The sequence below is a fragment of the Methylobacterium sp. Leaf361 genome (assembly GCF_001424445.1).
Lineage (GTDB): Bacteria > Pseudomonadota > Alphaproteobacteria > Rhizobiales > Beijerinckiaceae > Methylobacterium.
The window spans coordinates 130,592-151,265 of sequence record NZ_LMPY01000067.1 but is presented as its reverse complement, the minus strand read 5'-3'; the positions used below and the strand labels follow the sequence as shown (position 1 = coordinate 151,265).

19 protein-coding genes are annotated in these 20,674 nt (G+C 71.5%); 15 read left to right on the top strand and 4 right to left on the bottom strand.

Features of this window, described 5'->3' with window-relative positions; all coding sequences use genetic code 11:
- Positions 1-156: 156 nt before the first annotated feature.
- Positions 157-555 (bottom strand): hypothetical protein, encoded by a 399-nt coding sequence (locus ASG32_RS29040; RefSeq protein WP_020093077.1) that lies wholly within the window; start codon positions 553-555, stop codon positions 157-159.
- Positions 556-1,122: 567 nt separating this feature from the next.
- Between ASG32_RS29040 and ASG32_RS29035 the strand changes: the two genes are divergently transcribed.
- The 4 genes from ASG32_RS29035 to ASG32_RS29020 all read left to right on the top strand — a co-directional run bounded on the left by ASG32_RS29035 (position 1,123) and on the right by ASG32_RS29020 (position 5,598).
- Complete coding sequence (locus tag ASG32_RS29035) at positions 1,123-2,328, top strand: O-antigen ligase family protein (RefSeq protein WP_020093076.1); 1,206 nt, start codon at positions 1,123-1,125, stop codon at positions 2,326-2,328.
- Positions 2,329-2,455: 127 nt separating this feature from the next.
- Positions 2,456-3,208 (top strand): glycosyltransferase family 25 protein, encoded by a 753-nt coding sequence (locus ASG32_RS29030; protein WP_056533236.1) that lies wholly within the window; start codon positions 2,456-2,458, stop codon positions 3,206-3,208.
- 300 nt (positions 3,209-3,508) lie between these two features.
- Positions 3,509-5,188, top strand: a complete 1,680-nt coding sequence (locus ASG32_RS29025; protein WP_056533234.1) for a hypothetical protein — start codon at positions 3,509-3,511, stop codon at positions 5,186-5,188.
- Positions 5,185-5,598: a DCC1-like thiol-disulfide oxidoreductase family protein gene (locus ASG32_RS29020; RefSeq protein WP_020093073.1), complete on the top strand. Its 414-nt coding sequence runs from the start codon at positions 5,185-5,187 to the stop codon at positions 5,596-5,598. Before ASG32_RS29025 ends, ASG32_RS29020 begins: the two co-directional genes overlap by 4 nt.
- A gap of 40 nt (positions 5,599-5,638) precedes the next feature.
- On the opposite strand, the gene ASG32_RS29015 is transcribed toward ASG32_RS29020, so the two are convergent.
- On the bottom strand, positions 5,639-6,565 hold the full coding sequence (locus tag ASG32_RS29015) for a glycosyltransferase (RefSeq protein ID WP_056533231.1): 927 nt from the start codon (positions 6,563-6,565) through the stop codon (positions 5,639-5,641).
- 808 nt (positions 6,566-7,373) lie between these two features.
- On the opposite strand from ASG32_RS29015, the gene ASG32_RS29010 reads away from it, so the two are divergent.
- The 8 genes from ASG32_RS29010 to ASG32_RS28975 all read left to right on the top strand — a co-directional run bounded on the left by ASG32_RS29010 (position 7,374) and on the right by ASG32_RS28975 (position 15,585).
- Complete coding sequence (locus tag ASG32_RS29010; RefSeq protein WP_244492281.1) at positions 7,374-8,882, top strand: oligosaccharide flippase family protein; 1,509 nt, start codon at positions 7,374-7,376, stop codon at positions 8,880-8,882.
- A gap of 85 nt (positions 8,883-8,967) precedes the next feature.
- Positions 8,968-9,876: a LysR family transcriptional regulator gene (locus ASG32_RS29005; RefSeq protein ID WP_056533226.1), complete on the top strand. Its 909-nt coding sequence runs from the start codon at positions 8,968-8,970 to the stop codon at positions 9,874-9,876.
- A 201-nt stretch (positions 9,877-10,077) separates the two neighbouring features.
- A complete protein-coding gene (locus ASG32_RS29000; protein ID WP_244492292.1) occupies positions 10,078-10,857 on the top strand; it encodes a putative hydro-lyase in 780 nt (259 codons plus the stop codon).
- 43 nt (positions 10,858-10,900) lie between these two features.
- The gene (locus ASG32_RS28995) at positions 10,901-12,172 is read left to right on the top strand and encodes an MFS transporter (RefSeq protein ID WP_056533220.1); all 1,272 of its coding nucleotides are present in this window, start codon (positions 10,901-10,903) and stop codon (positions 12,170-12,172) included.
- 28 nt (positions 12,173-12,200) lie between these two features.
- Positions 12,201-12,962 carry a 5-oxoprolinase subunit PxpA gene (locus tag ASG32_RS28990; protein ID WP_056533217.1) on the top strand — a complete coding sequence of 254 codons (762 nt, stop codon included), beginning with the start codon at positions 12,201-12,203 and terminating at the stop codon, positions 12,960-12,962.
- On the top strand, positions 12,959-13,693 hold the full coding sequence (locus tag ASG32_RS28985; protein WP_056533214.1) for an allophanate hydrolase subunit 1: 735 nt from the start codon (positions 12,959-12,961) through the stop codon (positions 13,691-13,693). Before ASG32_RS28990 ends, ASG32_RS28985 begins: the two co-directional genes overlap by 4 nt.
- A complete protein-coding gene (locus ASG32_RS28980; protein WP_056533211.1) occupies positions 13,693-14,709 on the top strand; it encodes a biotin-dependent carboxyltransferase family protein in 1,017 nt (338 codons plus the stop codon). The genes ASG32_RS28985 and ASG32_RS28980 overlap by 1 nt, the downstream gene beginning before the upstream one ends.
- A gap of 87 nt (positions 14,710-14,796) precedes the next feature.
- Positions 14,797-15,585, top strand: coding sequence for an aldolase (locus ASG32_RS28975; RefSeq protein WP_056533208.1), 789 nt, complete (start codon positions 14,797-14,799; stop codon positions 15,583-15,585).
- A 7-nt stretch (positions 15,586-15,592) separates the two neighbouring features.
- On the opposite strand, the gene ASG32_RS28970 is transcribed toward ASG32_RS28975, so the two are convergent.
- Positions 15,593-16,885 carry a lytic murein transglycosylase gene (locus ASG32_RS28970; protein ID WP_056533205.1) on the bottom strand — a complete coding sequence of 431 codons (1,293 nt, stop codon included), beginning with the start codon at positions 16,883-16,885 and terminating at the stop codon, positions 15,593-15,595.
- 155 nt (positions 16,886-17,040) lie between these two features.
- Here ASG32_RS28970 and ASG32_RS28965 point away from each other — a divergent pair, with 155 nt between their 5' ends.
- The 3 genes from ASG32_RS28965 (at position 17,041) to ASG32_RS28955 (ending at position 19,324) form a co-directional block, all read left to right on the top strand.
- Positions 17,041-17,535, top strand: a complete 495-nt coding sequence (locus ASG32_RS28965) for an SRPBCC family protein (protein WP_056533202.1) — start codon at positions 17,041-17,043, stop codon at positions 17,533-17,535.
- A gap of 152 nt (positions 17,536-17,687) precedes the next feature.
- Entirely contained in the window at positions 17,688-19,100 is a 1,413-nt protein-coding gene (gene pyk / locus ASG32_RS28960) for a pyruvate kinase (protein WP_056533199.1), read from the top strand.
- Positions 19,101-19,195: 95 nt separating this feature from the next.
- Positions 19,196-19,324, top strand: a complete 129-nt coding sequence (locus tag ASG32_RS28955) for a hypothetical protein (RefSeq protein ID WP_012320301.1) — start codon at positions 19,196-19,198, stop codon at positions 19,322-19,324.
- 53 nt (positions 19,325-19,377) lie between these two features.
- On the opposite strand, the gene ASG32_RS28950 is transcribed toward ASG32_RS28955, so the two are convergent.
- Positions 19,378-20,565: a patatin-like phospholipase family protein gene (locus ASG32_RS28950; protein WP_082558089.1), complete on the bottom strand. Its 1,188-nt coding sequence runs from the start codon at positions 20,563-20,565 to the stop codon at positions 19,378-19,380.
- Positions 20,566-20,674 lie beyond the last annotated feature (109 nt).

The following is a 20,674-nucleotide window of genomic DNA, read 5'->3' as shown; positions in this document are numbered from 1 at the left end:
CCGGTTTCGATGCCAAATACACCCGAACTCGGCCAGCTCAAACTGTCACGCTCGGTTCCGGTCGTGTGTCTGGCCTCGAGGGTGCTCGGGAACGCGAAAGCCCGCCTCGACGGTGCGAGGCGGGCTTCCGGTCTGCTGGGATTATGTCGGTTCGGATCAGCAATCGTTGCCGGAGACCGGGGCGGTCTGCCGATCGGCGGCGGCCTTGTTCATGGCGCCGACCGTGCCGGGCGACGCGGGCTGGTTGCCGCCGGCCAGGTTCGCGGCGGCCGGATCGGTCGAGTTCGACTTGGAGCCGGCGTCCGTCTGCGCCTGACGGTCGGCGGTCTGGTTGGCGCCCACGTTGTTCATGGCACCCACCGTGCCGGGCGACGCGGGCTGGTTGCCGCCAGCGAGATTCTTGCTCGACTTGTCGACGTCGGAGCTCTTGGGATTCGATGCCTGCTGATCGGGGCTGTTCGACTTCGTGGTTCCGGTGTTGCACGGGGCCGCGAGGGCGGGCCCGGCAGCGAGGGCCAGAAGCGCAACCGCGCCGGCCAAGTGTGAGACCTTCATCAAACGCTCCTCCAGGATTTATCGATCTCCCAAGTGCCTAATCGTCCCGTGAGTTCCGTCGCGACTGCCCAGATCTTCGATTGAGAGCGGGCCGCACACCGGATTTCGGTGCCTTCGATGTGAATAAATGTATGAATTCAGACATTGGCGCCGAAGATACCGGGCCGCTCACGTCGCGGCGGCCGATCTTCGGTGCGGCATCTTATCCCACGGGGCCCGGCCGCGCTGTTTCATCCGGCCCGGCGGGACCGCGCATCGATCCGGTCGTCCCCGAGCGCCGCGCCGCCGCTACCTCGTTTGGTCGAGTTCTTGAGTCCGGGATGCCCGGGATAGCGTCGACTCGCGAGGGGGCGTGTCCGCGGCAGCCTCGAGCGGTGTCAGGCCGCGGGGCGGATGGGACACCGCCTCACCCGGGGCGTCTGAGATCGAGCGATGGCGTTTCCACGACACTTGACGGGCCTCGGACACGGTCCTGCCGGCGGCCTCGCTTGGTCGCCGGGCGGGCCGTACGGAACGGATCACCGCTGGGCCCATTCGGGCGCACCGGGCGATGGCGGGGCCGAGGCCATGCCGCGGCTCGGCGTGGCCGCCGCCGCGTGGATCGTCCTGTTCCTCTTCGCCCCGGTGGTCGGCGAGCAGATCAAGCTGCCGGGCGTCGACAAGGCGATCTGGATCGGCAGCGACCTGATCGCCTTCGCGTTCCTGGTCATGCGCCGCGACCTCGCCGCCACCCTGTTCGGCAGCCGTCTGCTGCTGCTCAGCTGGCCGCTCCTGGCGATCGCGTCCGCCCTGTGGTCCCTGACGCCCGGCCTCTCGGCCTATCACGGGCTCCAGCTGCTCGCGACGATCGTGGCCGGCATCACCCTGCGGACGACGATGGGCCTGTCCCGCCTCGTCAGGATCGTCTTCCTGGGCCTCCTGGCGGGACAGCTCCTGTCGGCCTTTCTCACGGTGGCGGCGCCCGCCCTGACGCGCGGGACGGACGGCAACTGGGCCGGGATCTACTCGCACAAGAACGTCCTCGGATCCCTGTCGAGCCTCCAGATCCTCTGCGCGGCCTGCCTGTTCCTGCAGGGCTGGAACCGTCTCCTGACCGCGTTCGGATTCTGCCTGGCCCTGGCGCTCCTCGTGTCGACGCACTCGGCCACGGCCCTGGTGGCGGCCGCCGCGGGGCTGTTGCCGCTCGCCGCGATCTTCGCGTGGCGCCAGGGCAAGCACGTGACGGGCTTCTGCCTCGGCATCGCCATCGCCCTGGCGGGCGTCGGCATCCTCGTCGTCGCCGCGCGGGGCGCCGACATCTCGGCGAGCGTGCTGTCGGATCTCGGCAAGGACACCACGCTGACCGGCCGCACCATCCTCTGGCAGTTCGGCCTCGACCAGTTCTGGCGGGAGCCGCTCATCGGCATCGGCTACAAGGCCTACTGGGAGAGCCCGCTCACCACGGCCGCCTACCTGCACTTCGTCACGAAGCAGAAGCTGTGGTTCTTCCACAACAACTTCATCGACACGGCCGTGGCGTTCGGGATCGTCGGCCTGGTCCTCTTCACGGCCGCGCTGCTCGACACCGCGCGCCGGGTGATCGCCCATTTCGCGCGCTCCTCCGGCTACGTCGAGGCGTGGCCGATCCTGTTCATGAGCCAGCTCTTCGTCCTGGTCTGTTTCGAGTGCCCGCTCTTCGTCAATCACGGTCTCCACCAGCTCCTGCTGGCGGCGATCCTGCCGGTGGTGCGGTCGCCGACCGTCGACGGGAGCGACCCGGCCGCCCGCGATTGAGCTCGCAGGCCGGAGCGCCGTCCGGACCCCGGCGCAGATCCGGACGGCCGGAGCCGTGGACGCGGTCGGGAAGGATCACGGCCGCCGAACGCGGCCGGCCCGACGGGCCCCATCAGAGGTGACTACGATGTACTGCTTTGGGATCTCCCTGCCCCGGTTCCGCGAACGGCACGCTTACCTATCCCGGCACCTCGCCGAGGAGTGGGGGCCGCGCTGCGAGATCACCGGCTATGAAGGCCCGGTCCCGGATCCGAACGCCCCGTTCCAACCCGACCTGACGGCCGGTCAGATCGGGTGCGCGCTGTCCCACATGAGCGCCTACGAGCGGATGATCGCGCTCGACCTGCCGCACGCGCTCATCGTCGAGGATGACGTCGTTCTGCCGCCGCAGATCCATCAGATCGTGGCCGGCATCGAGGCCGCCTTGCGGCCGGGCGACGTCGTCCTGCTCTTCAATTGGGCCGAGACGGTCGGGCCGTTCAGCTCGGTCGACACCGTCACCATCGGCGAATACCGGTTGTGCCTGCCCATGGACATGAGCAGTCTCGGCACGGCCGCAGCCTACGTGATCACCCGGTCGGCGGCCGAGGGGATCCTGCGGGCCAACCGCCCGGTCGCGGTGACGTCGGACAACTGGGCCTACTTCTTCGAGCGCGGCGCCCTGACATGCGGTCGCGCGCTCGTCCCGAACGCCGTCTCGCGGAAACCTTTCGAGTCGACCATCTTCACGTCCCGCTCCAGGATCGCGGCCTTCCTGAAAGGCAACCCGATCCTCAAGCCCCTCTTCGCCGCGCGCCGCCGGGTCCTGGCGGAGCGGGTCGCCGCCAAGCTGACGTTCGTCGACGAGACCTCACCGCTGGCGGGACAGGCGCCGCGCTGACGCCCGTCCCACCGCGCGCAGCGGCGGGTAGAGCCCGGGGGCCGGGACGGTCGGGGTAGCCGAAAGGCGTAGGGGCGATCGCCCTCTTTGCAGCCTCTCACACCCCCGTGAAGTGCCAAGCTCTCCGGCGAGGCAGGAACCCGGGGCGGCAGGACAGGTCCGCGGCGGGTCCTCCTCGAGACGCCCGCATGACGGCGGACCCCGTTCGGCCGCTGGCCGCCCCGTCAAAGCGGGCCCTTGAGGATGAGAGGTCGTCGCTGCGCGCAGCGGCGGTCGCACCAGCGCGGCGGAAGACAGACGATGAGCAGCACGCTCCCGATCACCGGCTCGGACAAGGCCCTCGACACCGCCCTACGACGCCTCGTCCGACCGGTGGCGGAGCGGGCGCGCTACTACCTGATCCTGCTCGCGCAGATCGGCGCCCTGCTGGTCCTGCTGAAGGTCTCGCACGGCGTCACGGCGATCAACAACTACTACGGCGTGGTGCTGCCCGTGGCGCTGGCCCTCGCGATGACGCGGGTGCGCTTCGCCGCCGCCGATCTCGCGTCGGTCCGGCTGCTGCAGATGATCGGCGTGATCGCGGGCGGCTACGCGCTGATCCACTACCCGCTCTTCCCCGTCATTCTGCCCGGGGCGAAGGCGACCGTCGCCGTCACGGCCATCGCGGTGCTGTGGGTCGCGGCCGTGGCCGGCGGCGTGCTCTGCCTGCGCTGGCCCTCGCTCGCCCTGATCAGCGCCACCTACCTCGTCTGGAGCAAGCAGGCGGTCATCCGGGTGACCGGCCTCTGGCACGGGCACATCATCGACGTGGTGCCGCTCGCGGAGGTGAGCTTCTGCCTCGTCGCGGGCCTGCTGGTCGCCCACGGGACGGCGCGTCTGCGCGACTGGCGCGGGCTCGGCGCCGCGGCGCGGTCGGACGTCGCGTCGGCCAGCGCGATGTTCTCGAAAGTGCTGATCGCGGCGGCGATCAGCATCCACCTCGGCAACTACTATTCGTCATTCCTGGCCAAGGTCACGCTCGACGATGGGCCGTTCTCGTGGCTGCTGAACAACGATCCCGGCAAGATCTTCATCGTCGGCCTCGACAACAACCACGTCCCCTACGCCGGCTGGCCCGTGCTGGTGGAGGCGATGCGCACGATCCTGAGCCATTCGAGCGCGCTGACCAACACGCTCATCCTGGTCGGCCAGGGCATCGCCCTGGTGGGGATCCTCATGCCGCGCCGCTGGCTGCTGCTGCTGCTCCTCGGCTTCGACGTGATGCACCTGTCGATCATCGTGCTCATGGGCGCCAACTTCGCCCCCTGGATCATGCTGAACCTCGCCATCGCGGCCGTCGTCGTGAGCCGGCACTACGAGCGGCCCCCGGTCTCGGTCGGGATCCTGTCGGTGCTGTTCATCCTGACCGGCAACACGTTCATGACCCAGGCCTGGCTCGGCTGGTACGACACCCTGGCCAACAACAAGATGTACTTCGAGGCGGTCGACCGGACCGGCCGGCGGCACTACGTGCCGACCAACTTCTTCACCTTCTACTCCTACCCGTTCGCCCACATGGCCTACGGCGCGCCCGACGCGGCGAACGCCTTCGCCCTCGACAACCCGAACGGCGGCACGCAGGTCTTCCGCAAGGTCACAGCCTCGACGACCTGCGACGTTCCCGTCCTGACCGCACCGGACGGCCTGGGTCAGGAATACTCGAAGTCGGAGATCGACGGGCCGGCGCTGGACGCCTACGTCCGGGGCTACCACCGCCTCGTCAGCGCGATCCGCGACAGGACGGGCCTGTTCCCCTACGCGGTCTATCCGCACCACTTCTTCGTCCCGCTCCAGTACGCCGCCGGCTTCGACACCCTCGCCATGGCCGACATCGTCGCCTACGTGTACCGGCGCGAATCCGTCTGCTTCAGCCTGCAGGACGGCGTCCCCGTCCGCCGGGTGGTGTCCGAAGCCGAGCACAGGATCGACCTGACCCCATGACCGCCCCCTCGACCGAGGCCGCCCTGACGGTGGTCTACGACGGCGAATGCCCGTTCTGCTCCAACTACGTGCACCTCATGGCCCTGCGCCGGTCGGTCGGCACCGTCGCCCTGGTGGACGCCCGGAGCGGGGGTCCCCTGGTCGACGAGATCGCGCGGCGCGGGTACGACCTCGACGAGGGCATGGTCGTCCGGCACGGCCCGGACCTCTATTACGGCGCGGACGCCCTCGTCCTGCTGTCGCGCCTCAGCGACGATCGGGGCGCGGCGAGCCGGCTCCTGGCGCGGCTGCTGCGCAGCCCCGGACGCGCGCGGCTTCTCTACCCGGCGATGAAGCTCGGGCGGCGCGTCACGCTCCGGATGCTCGGCCGGACGCGCCTCGCGCGGCCCGGCGGCGCGCCGGCCCGCTGAGCGGGCCGCGCTCCCGCGCCTCCCGCCGGCCCGGAGCGCCCTAGGCCCGGGCGGGCGCGCGCGTCAGCAGCGTCCGCGCGCTGTGCCAGGCGAAGGCCAGGACGCCGCTCAGATTGGCGGTCACGATGGCGCGCCACGTCAGGCCGAGCTGCGCGTCGAAGCGCGGGCCCCCGACCAGTTCGCGGGCGGCGTTGCGGGCGGACCAGTACAGGTGCTTGATCAGCCACGGGCTGCGGCCGATGTGCTTGGCGTAGAGCGCGCCGTTGCCAAATTGGTAGTTCCAGTGCAGCCGGTCGATCGTGCGCGGGTCCCGGCGCCCGTGGAAATGCTTGACGCTCATGTCGGGCACGTACTCGACCGCCACGCCGGCCGCCCAGCCGCGGTAGATGAAGTCCGTGTCCTCGGCCGCGCGGAACGTCGCCCCGGGGCCGAACGCCGCGTCGAACCCGCCGATCCGCTCGATGACGGCCCGGCTGCAGGTCATGTTGCAGCCGTGGACGAAGCCGCCGGGATGGGCCGGGTACGTCAGCCGGCTGGCCCGGGCCTCGGTCTTCGTGGTGAAGTCGATGTCCTGCGTCGATCCCAGCTCGACACGGCCACCGCGGATGACGCTTTCCGTGTCGCCGGCATAGTGCGCGATCAGATCTCGCAGATACTGGTCCGACACGACGCAATCGTCGTCGATGAACGCGATGATGTCTCCGGACGCGCGCGCGATCGCGGCGTTCCGAGACCCGGCGACACCTGGGCGCGCCTGCGCGAGGAGCAGAACGTCGCGTCGATCGATCGAGACGGACGCGGACCAGCGCTTCAACGCCGCGTCCGTGCCGTCCTCGGACCCGTTATCGACGACGATGATCTCGGCCTCAGCTTCGGGCGCGGCCTCGATCGCGCGGACCACCGAGTCGAGCGTCTGCAGAAGGGACGCTACACGGTTACGAGTACATACGATGAAGCTGATTTTCATTTGGCATTATTCCATAAATACTGCCAGAATTGCGACCTTCTAAAACGAGTCACAGACAATGTATAGTAATATTATTGCACTTCCTCGATCCGTGCGCCGTAGGGGCGGCTACGCCTTTTGGATGCGGAACCGAATGTCTTGCAGTTGTGGCGGCGCAATATCCGGCGTCCCCGACGCAAAGCGACGGCCACTTGGATCCTCTACCGCGCTATAGAAAAGTCCAGATCCGCGCCGGCATCGGACGATGATCTCGGGTATTCGATCCCACCGACCCGTCAAGCCGGGAACATCTTGCGGAGATTTACTGTTCCATCAGCGACAACGCGGAATAGGGCACGCGCGCGCCGTGACGGAATGCGACCCGTCGGGCCTTTCGATCGGGATTCCAAGTCGTTCCGCGAGGTCTTCGTCCGAAACATCGGATCATCCCGGCCGTGCCGCGCACCGCTTGCACATTCGGAAATCTTCGTTCGGCCTCGGCATACGGTGCTGCCAGCGTGAACGGGGCTCGAAGTGCGCTCGGTAAGATGAATATATTACGTTCCGGTTCATGACGCGGGCAGATCACGGATATGTCCGCCCGATACAGTCAAATCTGATTCCCGGACTCGGGAGCGGGCGAGTTCTCGGGCCTCTCTGTAGCGCCTGATCTGCACGGCGGCCCGACCTGACCTCGGCCATCGGGCGTGGGCACGGTCCTCCGATTGGCCAGCTGCCGCGGTCCACCGGGCACTGTTAAGCCGTCCCGACCGATCGCGCCCTGGCCGCCGCCAGCGCCGCCGCCACCCTGTCGCGTCCGAAGGATCCCATGGCAGAACTCCGAGAGGGGCCGGAAGCGACGGCGCCGCCCGCGTTCTCGAAGCGCCGGAGCCTGGCCTGGATGGGATTCTGCCAGGGCGGGTTGTTCCTGGCACAGTTCGGCACCTCGCTGGCCCTCGCGCGGCTGCTGACGCCCCACGAGACCGGCATCTTCAGCCTCGCCGCCGCGATCGCGGGCCTGCTGTCCACGCTGCGCTCCTGCGGCCTGTCGAGCTACATCGTCCGGGCGGACCGGGTGGACGGGGCCCTGCTGGCGAGCGTGTTCACGGTGAACCTGATCCTGTCGGGCGCGGCGGCGATCCTGATCCTGGCCTTCAGCGTGTTCGGCAGCGTCCTCCTGGGCGAGCCGGAGGTCCAGCGCGCCCTGGCCATCCTCGCCGTCGTGCCGCTGGTCGGCGCGCTGGAGTTCCGCCCGGCCGCCATGATCGAGCGGCACGGCAATTTCCGCGGCGTGGCCCTCGTCAACATGCTGCGCGGTCTCGTCGCCAGCGGCGCGATGCTGGCGCTGGCGCTCCTCGGCTTCAGCTACATGAGCCAGGCCTACGGGCAGGCCGCGGGCGCCGTCGCGGCGGCGCTGGCGGCGAACGGCCTCGGCCTGCGCTACGTGTCGCTGCGCATGGGCCTCGCGGGCTGGCGCGAGATCCTGACCTACGGCGGCCGGCTCTTCGCCATCGCGGGGGTTGCGGGAATCGCCGGCCGGATGGGCGACCTCGTCCTCGGGCGGATGCTCGGGCTCAGCGCCCTCGGCCTGTACTCCCGCGCGGCGAGCCTCAACACCTTGATGTGGGACCACCTGCACGTGGTGATCACGCGCATCACCTTCGTGGACCTCGCGAACCAGCAGCGGAACGGGCAGTCCCTGCGCACCTGCTACCTCCACACGCTGCGGATGATCACCGTGCTGCTCTGGCCGGCCTTCGCGGGCGCGGCCGTCCTGGCTGGGCCGATCATGCGCGTCCTGCTCGGTCCGGGCTGGGACGGCGCGGCGCTGCCCTTCTGCCTGCTGTCCCTGGCGGCGATCGTGCTGAGTTCGCTCAGCATGACCTGGGAGGTGTTCCTGATCCGGGATCAGACCGCCCTGCAGGCGCGGTTCGAGTTCCTGCGCCACGGCGCCGGCCTCGTGATGTTCAGCATCGGCTGCCTGTTCGGACTCGGCGGCGCGGGCGCGGCACGGGTCGGCGAGGCGCTCCTGGCCGTGGGCCTCTACCGGCCGCATCTCGAGCGGATGACCGACACGTTCCGGCGCGACTACGCCCCCATCTACCTCCACGCCGCCGTCCTGACCGGCATCGCCGTCGCGCCCGCCGTCCTGGTGATGTCGGCCTGGGGCTGGTCGGCCGAGACGCCGCTCCCGAGCCTCGCCGCCGCGATCGCCGCCGGGATCGCCGGCTGGGCCTGCGGCCTCTGGTACCTGGACCATCCCCTCGTCGCGGAAGCGCGCCTGCTGCTCGCGCACATGCGCCCGGCCCGTCCGGCCACGAGCGTGTCGAACCTCTAGCGGCGAGCGGCGGCCGCCCGCTTGCGCTCGCGCGCATCCGGGCGCGATATGACCGAGCACGACGGCGAGGCGGGACGATCGCGGGATGGCGGATTTCCGCAGCTTGGAGGTGTTCTACTGGGTCGCGAAACTCTCGAGCTTTCGCCGCGCCAGTGAGAAGGTGAACACCACGCAGCCGGCGGTCTCCCAGCGCATCGCGGCCCTGGAGCACGAGTACGGGACTCTGTTCGAGCGCCGCAGCCGGGACGTCGCGCTGACGGAGCGGGGACGCCTGCTCCTCGGCTTCGCGGAGCGGTTCCTGGCGCTCCAGACCGAGATGAGCGCGGCCCTGCACGAGACCGGCCGGACGCGGGGCACCCTGCGGCTCGGCGTGTCCGAGACCATCGTCCACCTCTGGCTGTCGCGCTTCATCGAGCGCATGCGCGCCACCCATCCCGGGATCGGCGTCGACATCACGGTCGACATCTCGCCGAACATGCAGGCCGCCCTCGTCGCCGACGAGATCGACCTCGCCCTCCTCGTCGGCCCGATCACCCTGCCGAGCTTCGCCAACCGGCCCCTGTTCAGCACCCCGGTGGCCTGGATCGCCGCGCCCGGCCTGCTGCCGGGCGACGAGCCCCTGAGCCTCGGCGCGCTGCTGCACCACCCGCTCATCACCTACCCGCGCAACACCAGCCCCTACGTCGAGCTGCGCGACCTCGTCCTGCAGGAGAACCTCCTGCCGAGCCAGATCCACACGAGCGCCTCCCTGGCCACCATCGTGAAGATGGGCGTGGAGGGCCTCGGGATCTGCGTGATCCCCCCGGCCGTGGTCGAAGCCGAACTGCGTGCCGGCACCCTGCGCGTCCTGCCAGCCGAGCCGCAGCTCTCGGACCTGACCTTCACGGCGATGCACACCAAGCGGCCGGCCCATCACTTCGTGGCGGACGCGGCCCGCCTCGCCCAGGACGTCGCCGAGACCTGGGCCGCCGAGACCTGGGCCGCCGGCCGATAAGTCCGGTTTATCGCGCCCCATTCGCAATCACGATTGGCCTGCTCCGCGGCGCGATGGGATCGTTGCCGCAGGAAATGAATCGCTGAAGCGATCGGGATCTCGCGGAATACGGACGGCCGACGCGGCCGCTCCGGCGCGCGACGACCAGCCAGGGAGATCAACGCGGTGAGCCAGCACGCGGGCGCCGACGGCGCGCCACCTATCTTCGCCGACGCGGCGGACGCGCGGCGCGCGATCCGCGCGGGTCGGTTCCGGGGCCACACCTCGGGTCTCGTCCCCGCCCACGCGCAGGGCAACCTGATGATCCTGCCGCGGGCCATGGCGGAGGATTTCCACCGCTTCTGCCAGCAGAACCCGAAGCCCTGCCCGATCCTCGGCGTCTCGCAGCCCGGCGACCGCGCACTGCCGACGCTGGGGACCGATCTCGACCTCGCCACAGACGTCCCCGGCTACCGCGTCTACGAGGGCGGCGCGCTCGTGGCGGAGCTGCCCGACCTGACCGGCGTGTGGCGGGACGACCTCGTCACCTTCGTCCTCGGCTGCTCCTTCTCGTTCGAGGCCGGCCTGATCGAGGCGGGCATCCCGCTCCGGCACGACGCCCTCGGCCGCAACGTCGCGATGTACCGGACCTCGATCGCCACCCAGCCGTCGGGCCCGTTCCACGGTCCGCTCGTCGTGTCCATGCGGCCCATGAAGGCGGCGGACGCCATCAAGGCCGTGCAGGTGACGGCCCGGATGCCGGCGGTCCACGGGGCGCCGATCCATCTCGGCGATCCGGGCCTGATCGGCATCCGCGACCTCGCGCGACCGGATTTCGGCGACCCCGTGCCGATCGAGCCGGACGAGATCCCGGTCTTCTGGGCCTGCGGGGTCACCCCCCAGGCGGTGGCGATGGCGGCGCGGCTGCCGCTCTGCATCACCCACGCGCCCGGTCACATGCTGATCACCGACCTCCTCAACCGCGACCTGCCGTTCCTGTGACCATCCCGGCCGCGCGGCGGCCATTCCGCAAAGGAGTTGCGCCATGTGGGTGAAAGACACGAGTCCGGCGGAGCGCCGGGTCCTGGGCGCGGCCTTCGCGGGCTACGGCGTCGATGCGTTCGACTACATGATCTACACGTTCCTGATCCCGACCCTGGTCGTGGTCTGGGGCCTGACCAAGGTCGAGGCCGGCAATATCGCCACCGCCGCGCTGGTGACCTCGGCGATCGGCGGCTGGGCGGCCGGGATCCTCGCCGACCGGTACGGCCGGGTCGTCGTCCTGCAGGGCACCGTCGCGTGGTTCACCCTATTCACGGTGCTCAGCGGCTTCACCCATTCCTACGAGCAGCTGCTCGTGACCCGCGCGCTGCAGGGCTTCGGCTTCGGCGGCGAGTGGTCGGTGGGCTCGGTGCTGATCGCCGAGACGATCCAGGCCCGCTACCGCGGCAAGGCGGTGGGGCTCGTCCAGTCGAGCTGGGCGGTCGGCTGGGCCTGCGCGGCGATCGCCTTCTGGGCCGTGTTCGCCCTGGCGGAGCCGGCGGTGGCGTGGCGGATCCTGTTCTGGCTCGGCGCCCTGCCCTCGGTGCTGATCTTCTGGATCCGCCGCAACATCGAGGACCCGGAGGTCTACCGGCAGACCCGCGCCGCCATGCGGGACGTCGGCGACACCGGCAGCTTCCTCGACATCTTCTCCCGGCCGCTGATCGGCCGGACTGTGCTGGCGAGCCTCCTCGCGACCGGCATGCAGGGCGGCTACTACGCGGTGACCACGTGGCTCCCGACCTACCTGAAGACCGAGCGCAACCTCTCGGTCCTGAACACCAGCGGCTACCTGCTGATGCTGATCTTCGGGTCGTTCGTCGGGTACCTCACCAGCGCGTGGCTCTCCGACCGGATCGGGCGCCGCCTGGGCTTCGTCCTGTTCGGCTTCTGCGCCGGAATCCTCGTCCTGGCCTACACGCTGATCCCGATCACCGACCCGGTGATGCTGGTCCTCGGCTTCCCGCTGGGCTTCTTCCTCTCCGGCGTCTTCTCCGGGATGGGCGCCTTCCTGAGCGAGCTGTTCCCGAGCCGGATCCGCGGCTCCGCGCAGGGCTTCTGCTACAATTTCGGCCGCGCCACCGGCGCGATCTGCCCCGCCGTGGTGGGCCATCTCAGCGGCTCGCTGACACTCGGCATCGCCATCGGCGTCGTGGCGGCGGGCGCCTATTGCCTCGTGATCGTCGCGGCGCTTCTCTTGCCGGAGACGGCGGGCCGCGCGCTCGATTCTCGCAGCGCGGATCCGGCCGAGCCGGAACCCGTTGCGGCCCTATGAGACCCGATCGGCACGCGGAGCGGCGGCGATGACCAGCGTGGACCTGAATTCCGACCTCGGCGAGGGCTACGGCGCCTACGCCTGCGGCGACGACGCGGCGATCCTCGGGATCGTCACCTCGGCCAACGTCGCCTGCGGCCTCCACGCCGGCGACCCCGAGATCATGGCCCGGACCTTCGCGCTGGCGAAGGAGCGCGGCGTGGCGGTCGGCGCCCATCCGGGCTTCCCGGACCTCTGGGGCTTCGGGCGGCGGCGGATGCCCTACAGCCCGGCCGAGATCGAGCGGCTCGTCGCCTACCAGATCGGCGCCGCGCAGGCGCTCGCCGCCTATGCCGGCCACCGCATCACCTACGTGAAGGCGCACGGGGCCCTGGCCAACGTCGCCGCCGAGGAGCGGCCGGTGGCCGACGCCATCGCCCGCGCGGTCCGCGCCGTGGACCGGGAACTCGCCCTGCTCGCCATCGCGCTGACCGCCCAGGTGCCGGCGGGCGAGGCCTGCGGCCTCGACGTCCACCAGGAGATCTTCGCCGATCGCGGCTACACGCCGACCGGCCTCTTGATCCCCCGCAGCCAGCCCGGCGCGATGATCACCGATGCCGGCGAGGCGGCCGACCGCGTCCTGCGCATGGTCGAGGCGGGCGCGATCCTCACGGCCGACGGTCAAACGCTGCCGACGCCGATCCGCTCGATCTGCGTCCACGGCGATTCGGACCACGCCGTCGCCACGGCGCGGGCGGTGCGGACCCGGCTGGAGGGCGCGGGCGTCACGCTGGCGCCGTTCCGGCCGTGAGCGCGGCGCTGGACGAGCCCCGGCTCCTCGACGCCGGCGAGGCGGCCCTCGTGGTCGAGTTCGGCAGCACCGTCGACCCGGCGATCAGCGACCGGGTCCTGGCCCTCGACGACGCCCTCGGGGCGGACCCGCCGGAGGGGCTGCGGGAGCGCGTGCCGACCTACCGCTCCCTGATGCTGCACTACGACCCGCTGGTGCTCGATCGCGGGACGCTCGCCGAGCGGGTCCGGGCGCTGGTGGCGGGCGCGACCGCCCGCGCGGCGAGCCCGATTCTCTGGACCCTACCCTGCTGCTACGACGCGCCCCACGGGGAGGACGTCGCGCAGGTCGCCGAGCGGAGCGGCCTGAGCCCGGAAGCGGTGGTGTCGACCCACGCGGCCACGACGTTCCGGGTCTACATGTACGGCTTCGCGCCGGGCTTCGCCTATCTCGGCGGCCTGCCGCAGCCCCTGGCGGTGCCCCGGCGGGCGAGCCCGCGGCCGCCGCACCCGCGTAACGCGATCATGATCGGCGGCGGCCTCGCCGCGGTGGCGACCGTGCCGATGCCGACCGGCTGGTACGTGATCGGCGCGACGCCGTCCCGCCTCTACGCGCCGGAGCGCGACCCGAGCTTCTTCGTCGGCGCCGGCGACCTGATCCGCTTCGAGCCCGTGGATGCCGCGACCTTCGACGCCCTCACGGCGCGCGAGGCGGCGGGCGAGCCGGTGGCCCGCCGCGGGGAGGCGCGCTGATGCCCGCCCTCGTCATCCACTCCGCCGGACCGGGCGTCACCCTGCAGGACGGGGGCCGGCACGGCTACCTGCGCTACGGCATCACCGCCGCGGGCCCGATGGACCCGCTGATGCACGCCGCCGCCAACCGGGCGGCGTCGAACCCCCTCGACGCCACCGCCATCGAGATCTCCACCGGCGGCGTCACCGTCTCGGCGCAGGATGGCGCCGTCGGGCTCGCCCTGCTGGCGCCGGGCTTCCGCGTCGCGCTGGACGGCGTGCCCCTGCCCGACACGGTCGCGCTCGCCCTGGAGCCCGGCCATACCCTCGTCGTGCGGGCCGGCGACGCCGGCGCCTGGGGCTACCTCGCGGTCGCCGGGCGGCTCGACGTGGCGCCGGTCCTCGGCTCGGCGGCGACCCATACCCGCTCGGGGCTCGGCGGCCTCGACGGGCGCGGCCTCGCCGCGGGCGACCGCCTCCCCGTCGCCGAGGGCCGAACCCCGGACGGGCCGCCGCAGCGGCTCGTCGCGCCCTGGCTCGCCCGCGACGGCCGGGAGATCCGGGTCGTGCTGGGCCCGCAGGACGACTACTTCGCGCCCGACCAAGTCGCGGCGTTCCTGGCCGGTCCCTGGACGGTCTCGCCGCGGGGCGACCGGATGGCCTGCTTCGTCGACGGCACGCCGCTGAGGCACGCCAAGGGGCACGACATCGTCTCCGACGGCGTCGCCATGGGGGCGATCCAGGTGCCCGGCAACGGCCTGCCGATCATTCTGATGGCCGACCGGCAATCCACCGGCGGCTACCCGAAGATCGCCACGGTGATCGGCCCGGATCTCGGGCGGCTGGCGCAGGTCCGGGGCGGGGCGAGCCTGTCGTTCCGGCACGTCTCGGTCGAGGAGGCGGTCGCGGCGCGCCGCGCCGAGCGCGATCTCCTGCGCGAGGCGATCCCGCGCGAGCCGGTCATCCGCACGGATTTCGCGTCGGACTTCCTGCTCGGCCTCAATCTCGTCGGCGGCGTCACCGACGGCCGCGCCTGAGCGCTTGGCGGCCGCGCGCGAGCGTCTAGAGTGCGGCCCCGGCCGGTCTGCCCGGCCCGATCCGAAGTCACAGGAAAGCCCGCACGCATGGCGCACGCCGTTACCGCCCCGGGGACCCCGCCGGCCCGCAGCAACGAGCCCCTGAACGCCGACAGCGTGCGCCGCGCCCGGATCGACCTCGCCGCCTGCCTGCGCTGGGCCGCGCGCAACGGCCTGGAAGAGGGCATCTGCAACCACTTCTCGGCGGTGCTGCCGGAGCGGCCCGACCTGTTCCTGGTCAATCCCTACGGCCTCGCCTTCGCGGAAGTCACCGCGTCGAGCCTTCTCCTCTGCGACTTCCACGGCAACGTCGTCGAGGGCGACGGCCAGCCCGAGGCCACCGCCTTCCACATCCACGCCGAGCTGCACCGGCTGAAGCCCCGCGCCCGGGCCGCGTTCCACACCCACATGCCCTATTCCACGGCCCTGGCCATGCTGGAGGGCGAGCCCCTGATGTGGGCGGGCCAGACGGCGCTGCGCTTCTACGGCCGGATCGCCGTGGACGAAGATTACAACGGTCTCGCGCTCGATTCGTCCGAGGGCCGGCGGATCGCCGAGAGCGCCGGCGAGGCGGACGTCGTGTTCCTGAAGAACCACGGCGTGATGGTGCTGGGCGAGACGATCGCGGAGGCCTGGGACGACCTCTACTACCTGGAGCGCGCCGCGCAGGCGCAGGTCCTGGCCATGAGCACGGGGCGCGCGCTCAAGGCCGTGCCCGAGGCGATCGTGAAGCGCGTGGCGGCCCAGGAGGCGGCCGGCCGCGCTGAGAGCGCGCGCCTGCACCTGGAGAGCGTCAAGCGGGTTCTGGCCCGGGACGAGCCCGCCTTCCTGGCGTGAGCGCCCGTCAGGGCGCGGCCCGGACCCGGTCCAGCAGCGCGGCGTCGGCGTAGCCGTCCGGCGGCAGGCCGACCGACCCCTGGAAGGCGCGCAGCGCCGCCCGCGTCTTCGGGCCGATCTTGCCGTCGACCCCGCCGGTGGCGAAGCCGCGCTCCGTCAGCCGGGTCTGCAGGTCGCGCCGCTCGTCGCCGGTGAGGGGCCGGTCACCCCGCGGCCAGTCGTGCACCAGGCCCGGGTCGCCGCGCAGGCGGTCCGACAGGAGCGCGACGGTCAGCGCGTAGGACAGGGCCGTGTTGTAGCGGAGGATCACCGCGAAGTTCGGCTGCAGCAGGAAGGCGGGGCCGCGGATCCCGGCGGGCAGGATCAGGGTCGCCTCGGCCGTGTCCGGCAGGGCGCGGTCGCGGGCGGGCCTCACGCCGAGCGCCCGCCACGCCGCGACGGTGCGGACCGTCGTCTCGTCGGCGAGCGCCGCGTCGAAGGTCTCGGGCAGAACCGCCTCGCTGCCCCACCCCGCGCCGGGCTTCCAGCCGTGGCTGCGCAGGTAGTTCGCCGTCGACGCGAGGGCGTCCGGCACCGAGGTCCAGATGTCGCGCCGGCCGTCGCCGTCGAAATCGACCGCCTCGCGCTGGTAGACGCTGGGCATGAACTGCGTGTGCCCCATGGCGCCGGCCCAGGACCCGGTCAGTCCCGCTTGCATCCGGTCCAGGGGCGCCTGGTTCCAGGCCAGGATCTGGAGCGCCGCCGCCAGCTCGTCGCGCCAGTAGGTCGCCCGGGCGGGATCGCTGCAGCCGAGCGTCGCGAGCGAGCGGACGACCGGCTTCACCACCGCCGGGTTGTCGAGCACGGCGCCGTAGCTCGATTCGACGCCCCAGAATGCCACCAGGATGTGGCGGTCGACCCCGTACCTGGCCTCGATGGCGGCGAGCGTGTCGGCGTGCTCGGCGAGCTTGCGCAGACCGGCCTCGACGCGGGCCGGCGTGACGCTGGCCTCGATGTAGTCCCAGATCGGACGGACGAACTCGCCCTGGCTCTGGGTCGCGGCGATCACGTCCGGGTCGGGGGTGAGCGCGGCGAGTTGCGCCTCGGCGAGGCCCTGCGGCACGGCGCGGGCCGTGACCCAGGCGATCAGGTCGGCCCGGCAGGCCTCGAAGGCCTGCGGCGCGGCCGGCGGCGACGGGTCCGGCCCCGCGGCGAGCGACGGCACGGCCGCGCCGATGACGAGTGCGGCGCCGGTCGCCAGGACCGCGCGCGCGGCGCCGCTCCGGGGCGCGGGCCGCTTCGGCGCGGCGCGATCGTCCATGGGCATCTCCGGTAATCCTGACGGGCGCGGCGTAGCATAACGCGCCGTCAGCGACACCTTCGAGACGCGGTCCGTCGCGGCCCCGGGGCTCGCCGCGGCCCGGCGGCGCCCCAAGTCGCGTCACATCAGCCCGGCGGCCCGGAGACCGACCCGTGATGCATCCCGCTTCCCTGACGGCGATCGGCGCGGCCCTCTTGGCCGCCGGACCGGCCAGCGCCCTGGAGGTCACCCGCAGCCGCGACATCCCGGCTCCGCCCGCCGCGGTCTGGGCGCTGGTCGGCGATTTCTGCGCGATCCAGAACTGGCACCCGCAGGTCCAGCGCTGCATCCTGTCGGGCGAGGACGAGGATGACGGCATCCGCGCGCAGATCCGCGGCCTCGTGGTGAAGCGCGGCAAGGGCACGATCGCCGAGGTCGAGACCGCGCGCGACGAGACCGGCATGAGCTACAGCTACAGCTTCATCCAGGGGCCCCTGCCGGTGCGCGCCTACAACGCGACGCTGGCGGTCCGTCGCGACGGTGCGGGCTCCACGGTGATCTGGAGCGCGACCTTCGACGCCGAGGGCATGAGCGACGCCGACGCCGTCGCCGACATCACCGGCGTGTTCGACGCCGGGCTTGCCGGGATCGCCCGCGAGGCGGCCAGATAGCCCCCCGCCGAATCGGCCCGCCGCGCGAAAAATCGCCCGCCGGGCGTCGCGAGGCCTCGCCGCGGGGCCGTCGCGGACCGATGTGAGCGCCGTCGGCGCGACCGAGCGCCCGGCTCGATTCCCAGAGGCAGCCTCAGGAGGCCGAGACCCGCATGCGCCGTCACCGCCACGCCAAGATCGTCGCCACCGTCGGTCCCGCCAGCTCCGCCCCGGACCAGCTCCGCGCCCTGTTCCTCGCCGGCGTCGACACGTTCCGGCTGAATTTCAGCCACGGCCTCCAAGCGGATCACGCCAAGGTCCACGCGGCCATCCGCGCCCTCGAGAAGGAGGTCGGCCGGCCGATCGGCATCCTGCAGGATCTCCAGGGCCCGAAGATCCGGATCGGCACGCTCCAGGGCGGACGGCTCGATCTCCAGGCCGGCGAGACTGTGCGCTTCGTCCTCCAGGGCGCCGACGGCGACAAGCAGGCGATCCCGCTGCACCACCCGGAGATCTTCGACGCCGTCGTGCCGGGCCAGGAACTCCTCATCGACGACGGCCGGGTGCGGGTGCGGGTCACCGGCCCCGAGCGGACCTCCATCACCGCCGAGGTCGTCACCGGCGGTCCGATCTCGAACCGCAAGGGCGTGAACCTCCCGGGCACGCTGCTGGACCTGTCGCCGCTGACCGAGAAGGACCGGGCGGACCTCGCCTTCGGGCTCGATCTCGGCGTCGACTGGGTCGCCCTGTCGTTCGTCCAGAAGCCGTCCGACGTCATCGAGGCGCGAGGGATCATCGGCGACCGCGCCGGCATCATGTCGAAGATCGAGAAGCCGCAGGCGCTGGAGCGGATCGACGACATCATCCGGCTCTCCGACGCCGTGATGGTCGCCCGCGGCGATCTCGGCGTCGAGATCCCGCACGAGGACGTGCCGGGGCGGCAGAAGGAGCTGATCCGGGCCTGCCGGCTCGCCGTGAAGCCCGTCGTGGTGGCGACCCAGATGCTCGACTCGATGGTCAACGCGCCCGCGCCCACCCGGGCGGAGGCGTCGGACGTCGCCACCGCCATCTACGACGGCGCCGACGCCGTGATGCTCTCGGCGGAATCCGCGACCGGCCGCTACCCGGTCGAAGCGGTGGCGATGATGGACCGGATCATTCGGAGCGTGGAGGGGCACAAGCTCTACCACTCGATCGTCGCGGCCTCGGAGCCGGGCGAGGAGGAGACGCCGCCCCACGCCGTGGCCACCGCAACGGCCGACCTCGCCGAGGCGGTGCGCGCCGCGGCCATCGTCGCCTACACGGCGAGCGGGACGACGGCCGCGCGGGTCGCGCGCAAGCGGCCCGCGGCCTCGATCCTGGCCCTGACGCCCAACGTCGCGACCTCGCGGCGGCTGAGCCTGCTCTGGGGGGCGCACAGCGTCCTGACGGAGGACGTCGACAGCTACGAGGAGATGACCTCGAAGGCCTGCCACCACGCCCAGGACGAGGGCTTCGCGCGGCCGAACGACGTCATCGTGGTCACCGCCGGCATCCCGTTCCACACGGCCGGCAACACCAACAACATCCGCCTGATGCAGGTCTGAGGCGCCCGATCGGGCGCCGGGCTGGAACGCGGCCCGCGCCTGACCCGTTATTGGGGAAGCTGCGCCATTTGGGCGCGATACCGGAGGGCCGACCCATGAACCTGATCGGACGCATCGTCACCAAGATCCTCGGCAACGAGAACCGCCCCGTCGACCGGGACGACCGGAACGCCAGCACGGCGACGCCGCTCGGCCGCCTGGTGACGAAGATCCTGGGCAAGTAGCGGCCCCGTCCGCCGCGCGCCCGGACGGGGCGCGCGGCAGCACCGTCCGGCGATCAGTTCGCCACGGCGCTGGCGGTTTCCCTGAGCACCGGCGCGGCGGGGATCGAGTGCTGCCAGAAGGTGCCGGTCCGGCCCTTCTCGTAACCGGCCTCGTACAGGGCCCGCATGTAGGCGGTGTCGAAGCCCTTCGCGGCGGACGCCTTGGGGCCGTTCTCGTCGATGTAGGTGAGATTGAAGCCGATGCCGTTGGTGCGGGCCAGCGCGTAGGTCGCCGTCAGCGTCGCGCGGGAGCGGGCGCGGCTCGCGGTGGTGAAGGAGCGCTCGACGATCGAGAGCGTGTTGTCCTTGGTGACCTCGAATTCCGGCTCCAGGCGGCCGTTGATCACCACGTAGATCTCGGCCTTGCCGCCGGTGCGGATCCGCCCGTCGCGCAGCAGCAGGGTCTGCGGCAGGGTGAAGACGGGGGTCACCACCGAGCCGTCGACATGCATCTCCTGGAAGCGCGCGTCGCCGGCCGAGACGTCGATGAACTGGGGCGGGAACACCGCCGGGATGCTGGCCGAGGCCGCCAGCACGTCGCGGAACAGCTGGCGGGCGTTGGGCACCCCGCTCGCCGCGATGGCGCCCATGTTCCAGATCACCGCGCGCTGGGAATCGAGGTTCGTCGTGACGACCAGCAGGCGCCGGCCCTTCGCGTGCTCCTCGGCCACGGCCTTGAGGAGGTCGTCCGTGACGTAGCGGTCGATGAGGTTGCGCAGGCGCCCGTCGCCGAACAGGCCCGAGCCGAACAGCACGTTGGCCAGGTTCGGCGAGGCCACCAGCTCGCTGGCGACGCCGCTCGTGTAGAACTCGGTCAGGTAGGGGTCGTAGGCCGGGCCCAGGAAGGCGAAGGGCGCGATCAGCGCGCCCGTCGAGACGCCGGAGACCAGGGTGAATTCGGGCCGCTTGCCGGACGCCGTCCAGCCGTTGAGCACGCCCGCCCCGTAGGCGCCGTCGCCGCCGCCGCCCGACAGGGCCAGGTAGGTGAAGCCCTTGAGGCGCCGCTCCGGATTGGCGGCGAGCGCCGCGATCGTGTCCACCGACGCGTCCGCGAAGACGCGCGCGCCGGGGATGCCCGGCACGGTGGCGAAGGCCGCCTGCTCGGCACTGTAGGGGGTCCGCGGAACGCTGCCGCAGGCCGCGACCTGACCCGCCAGCCCGAACGCCACCGCCATGCGCAGGCTGACCTGACGAACACCCATCGTCACTTCCTCGAACCGCGAAACGCGCCCACTCTGCCACACGGAACGAGCTTGGCCGTATCGCCTGTTCCGTCTTAGCCGGCTTCGGAGGAACGATAAGGCCGCGCTG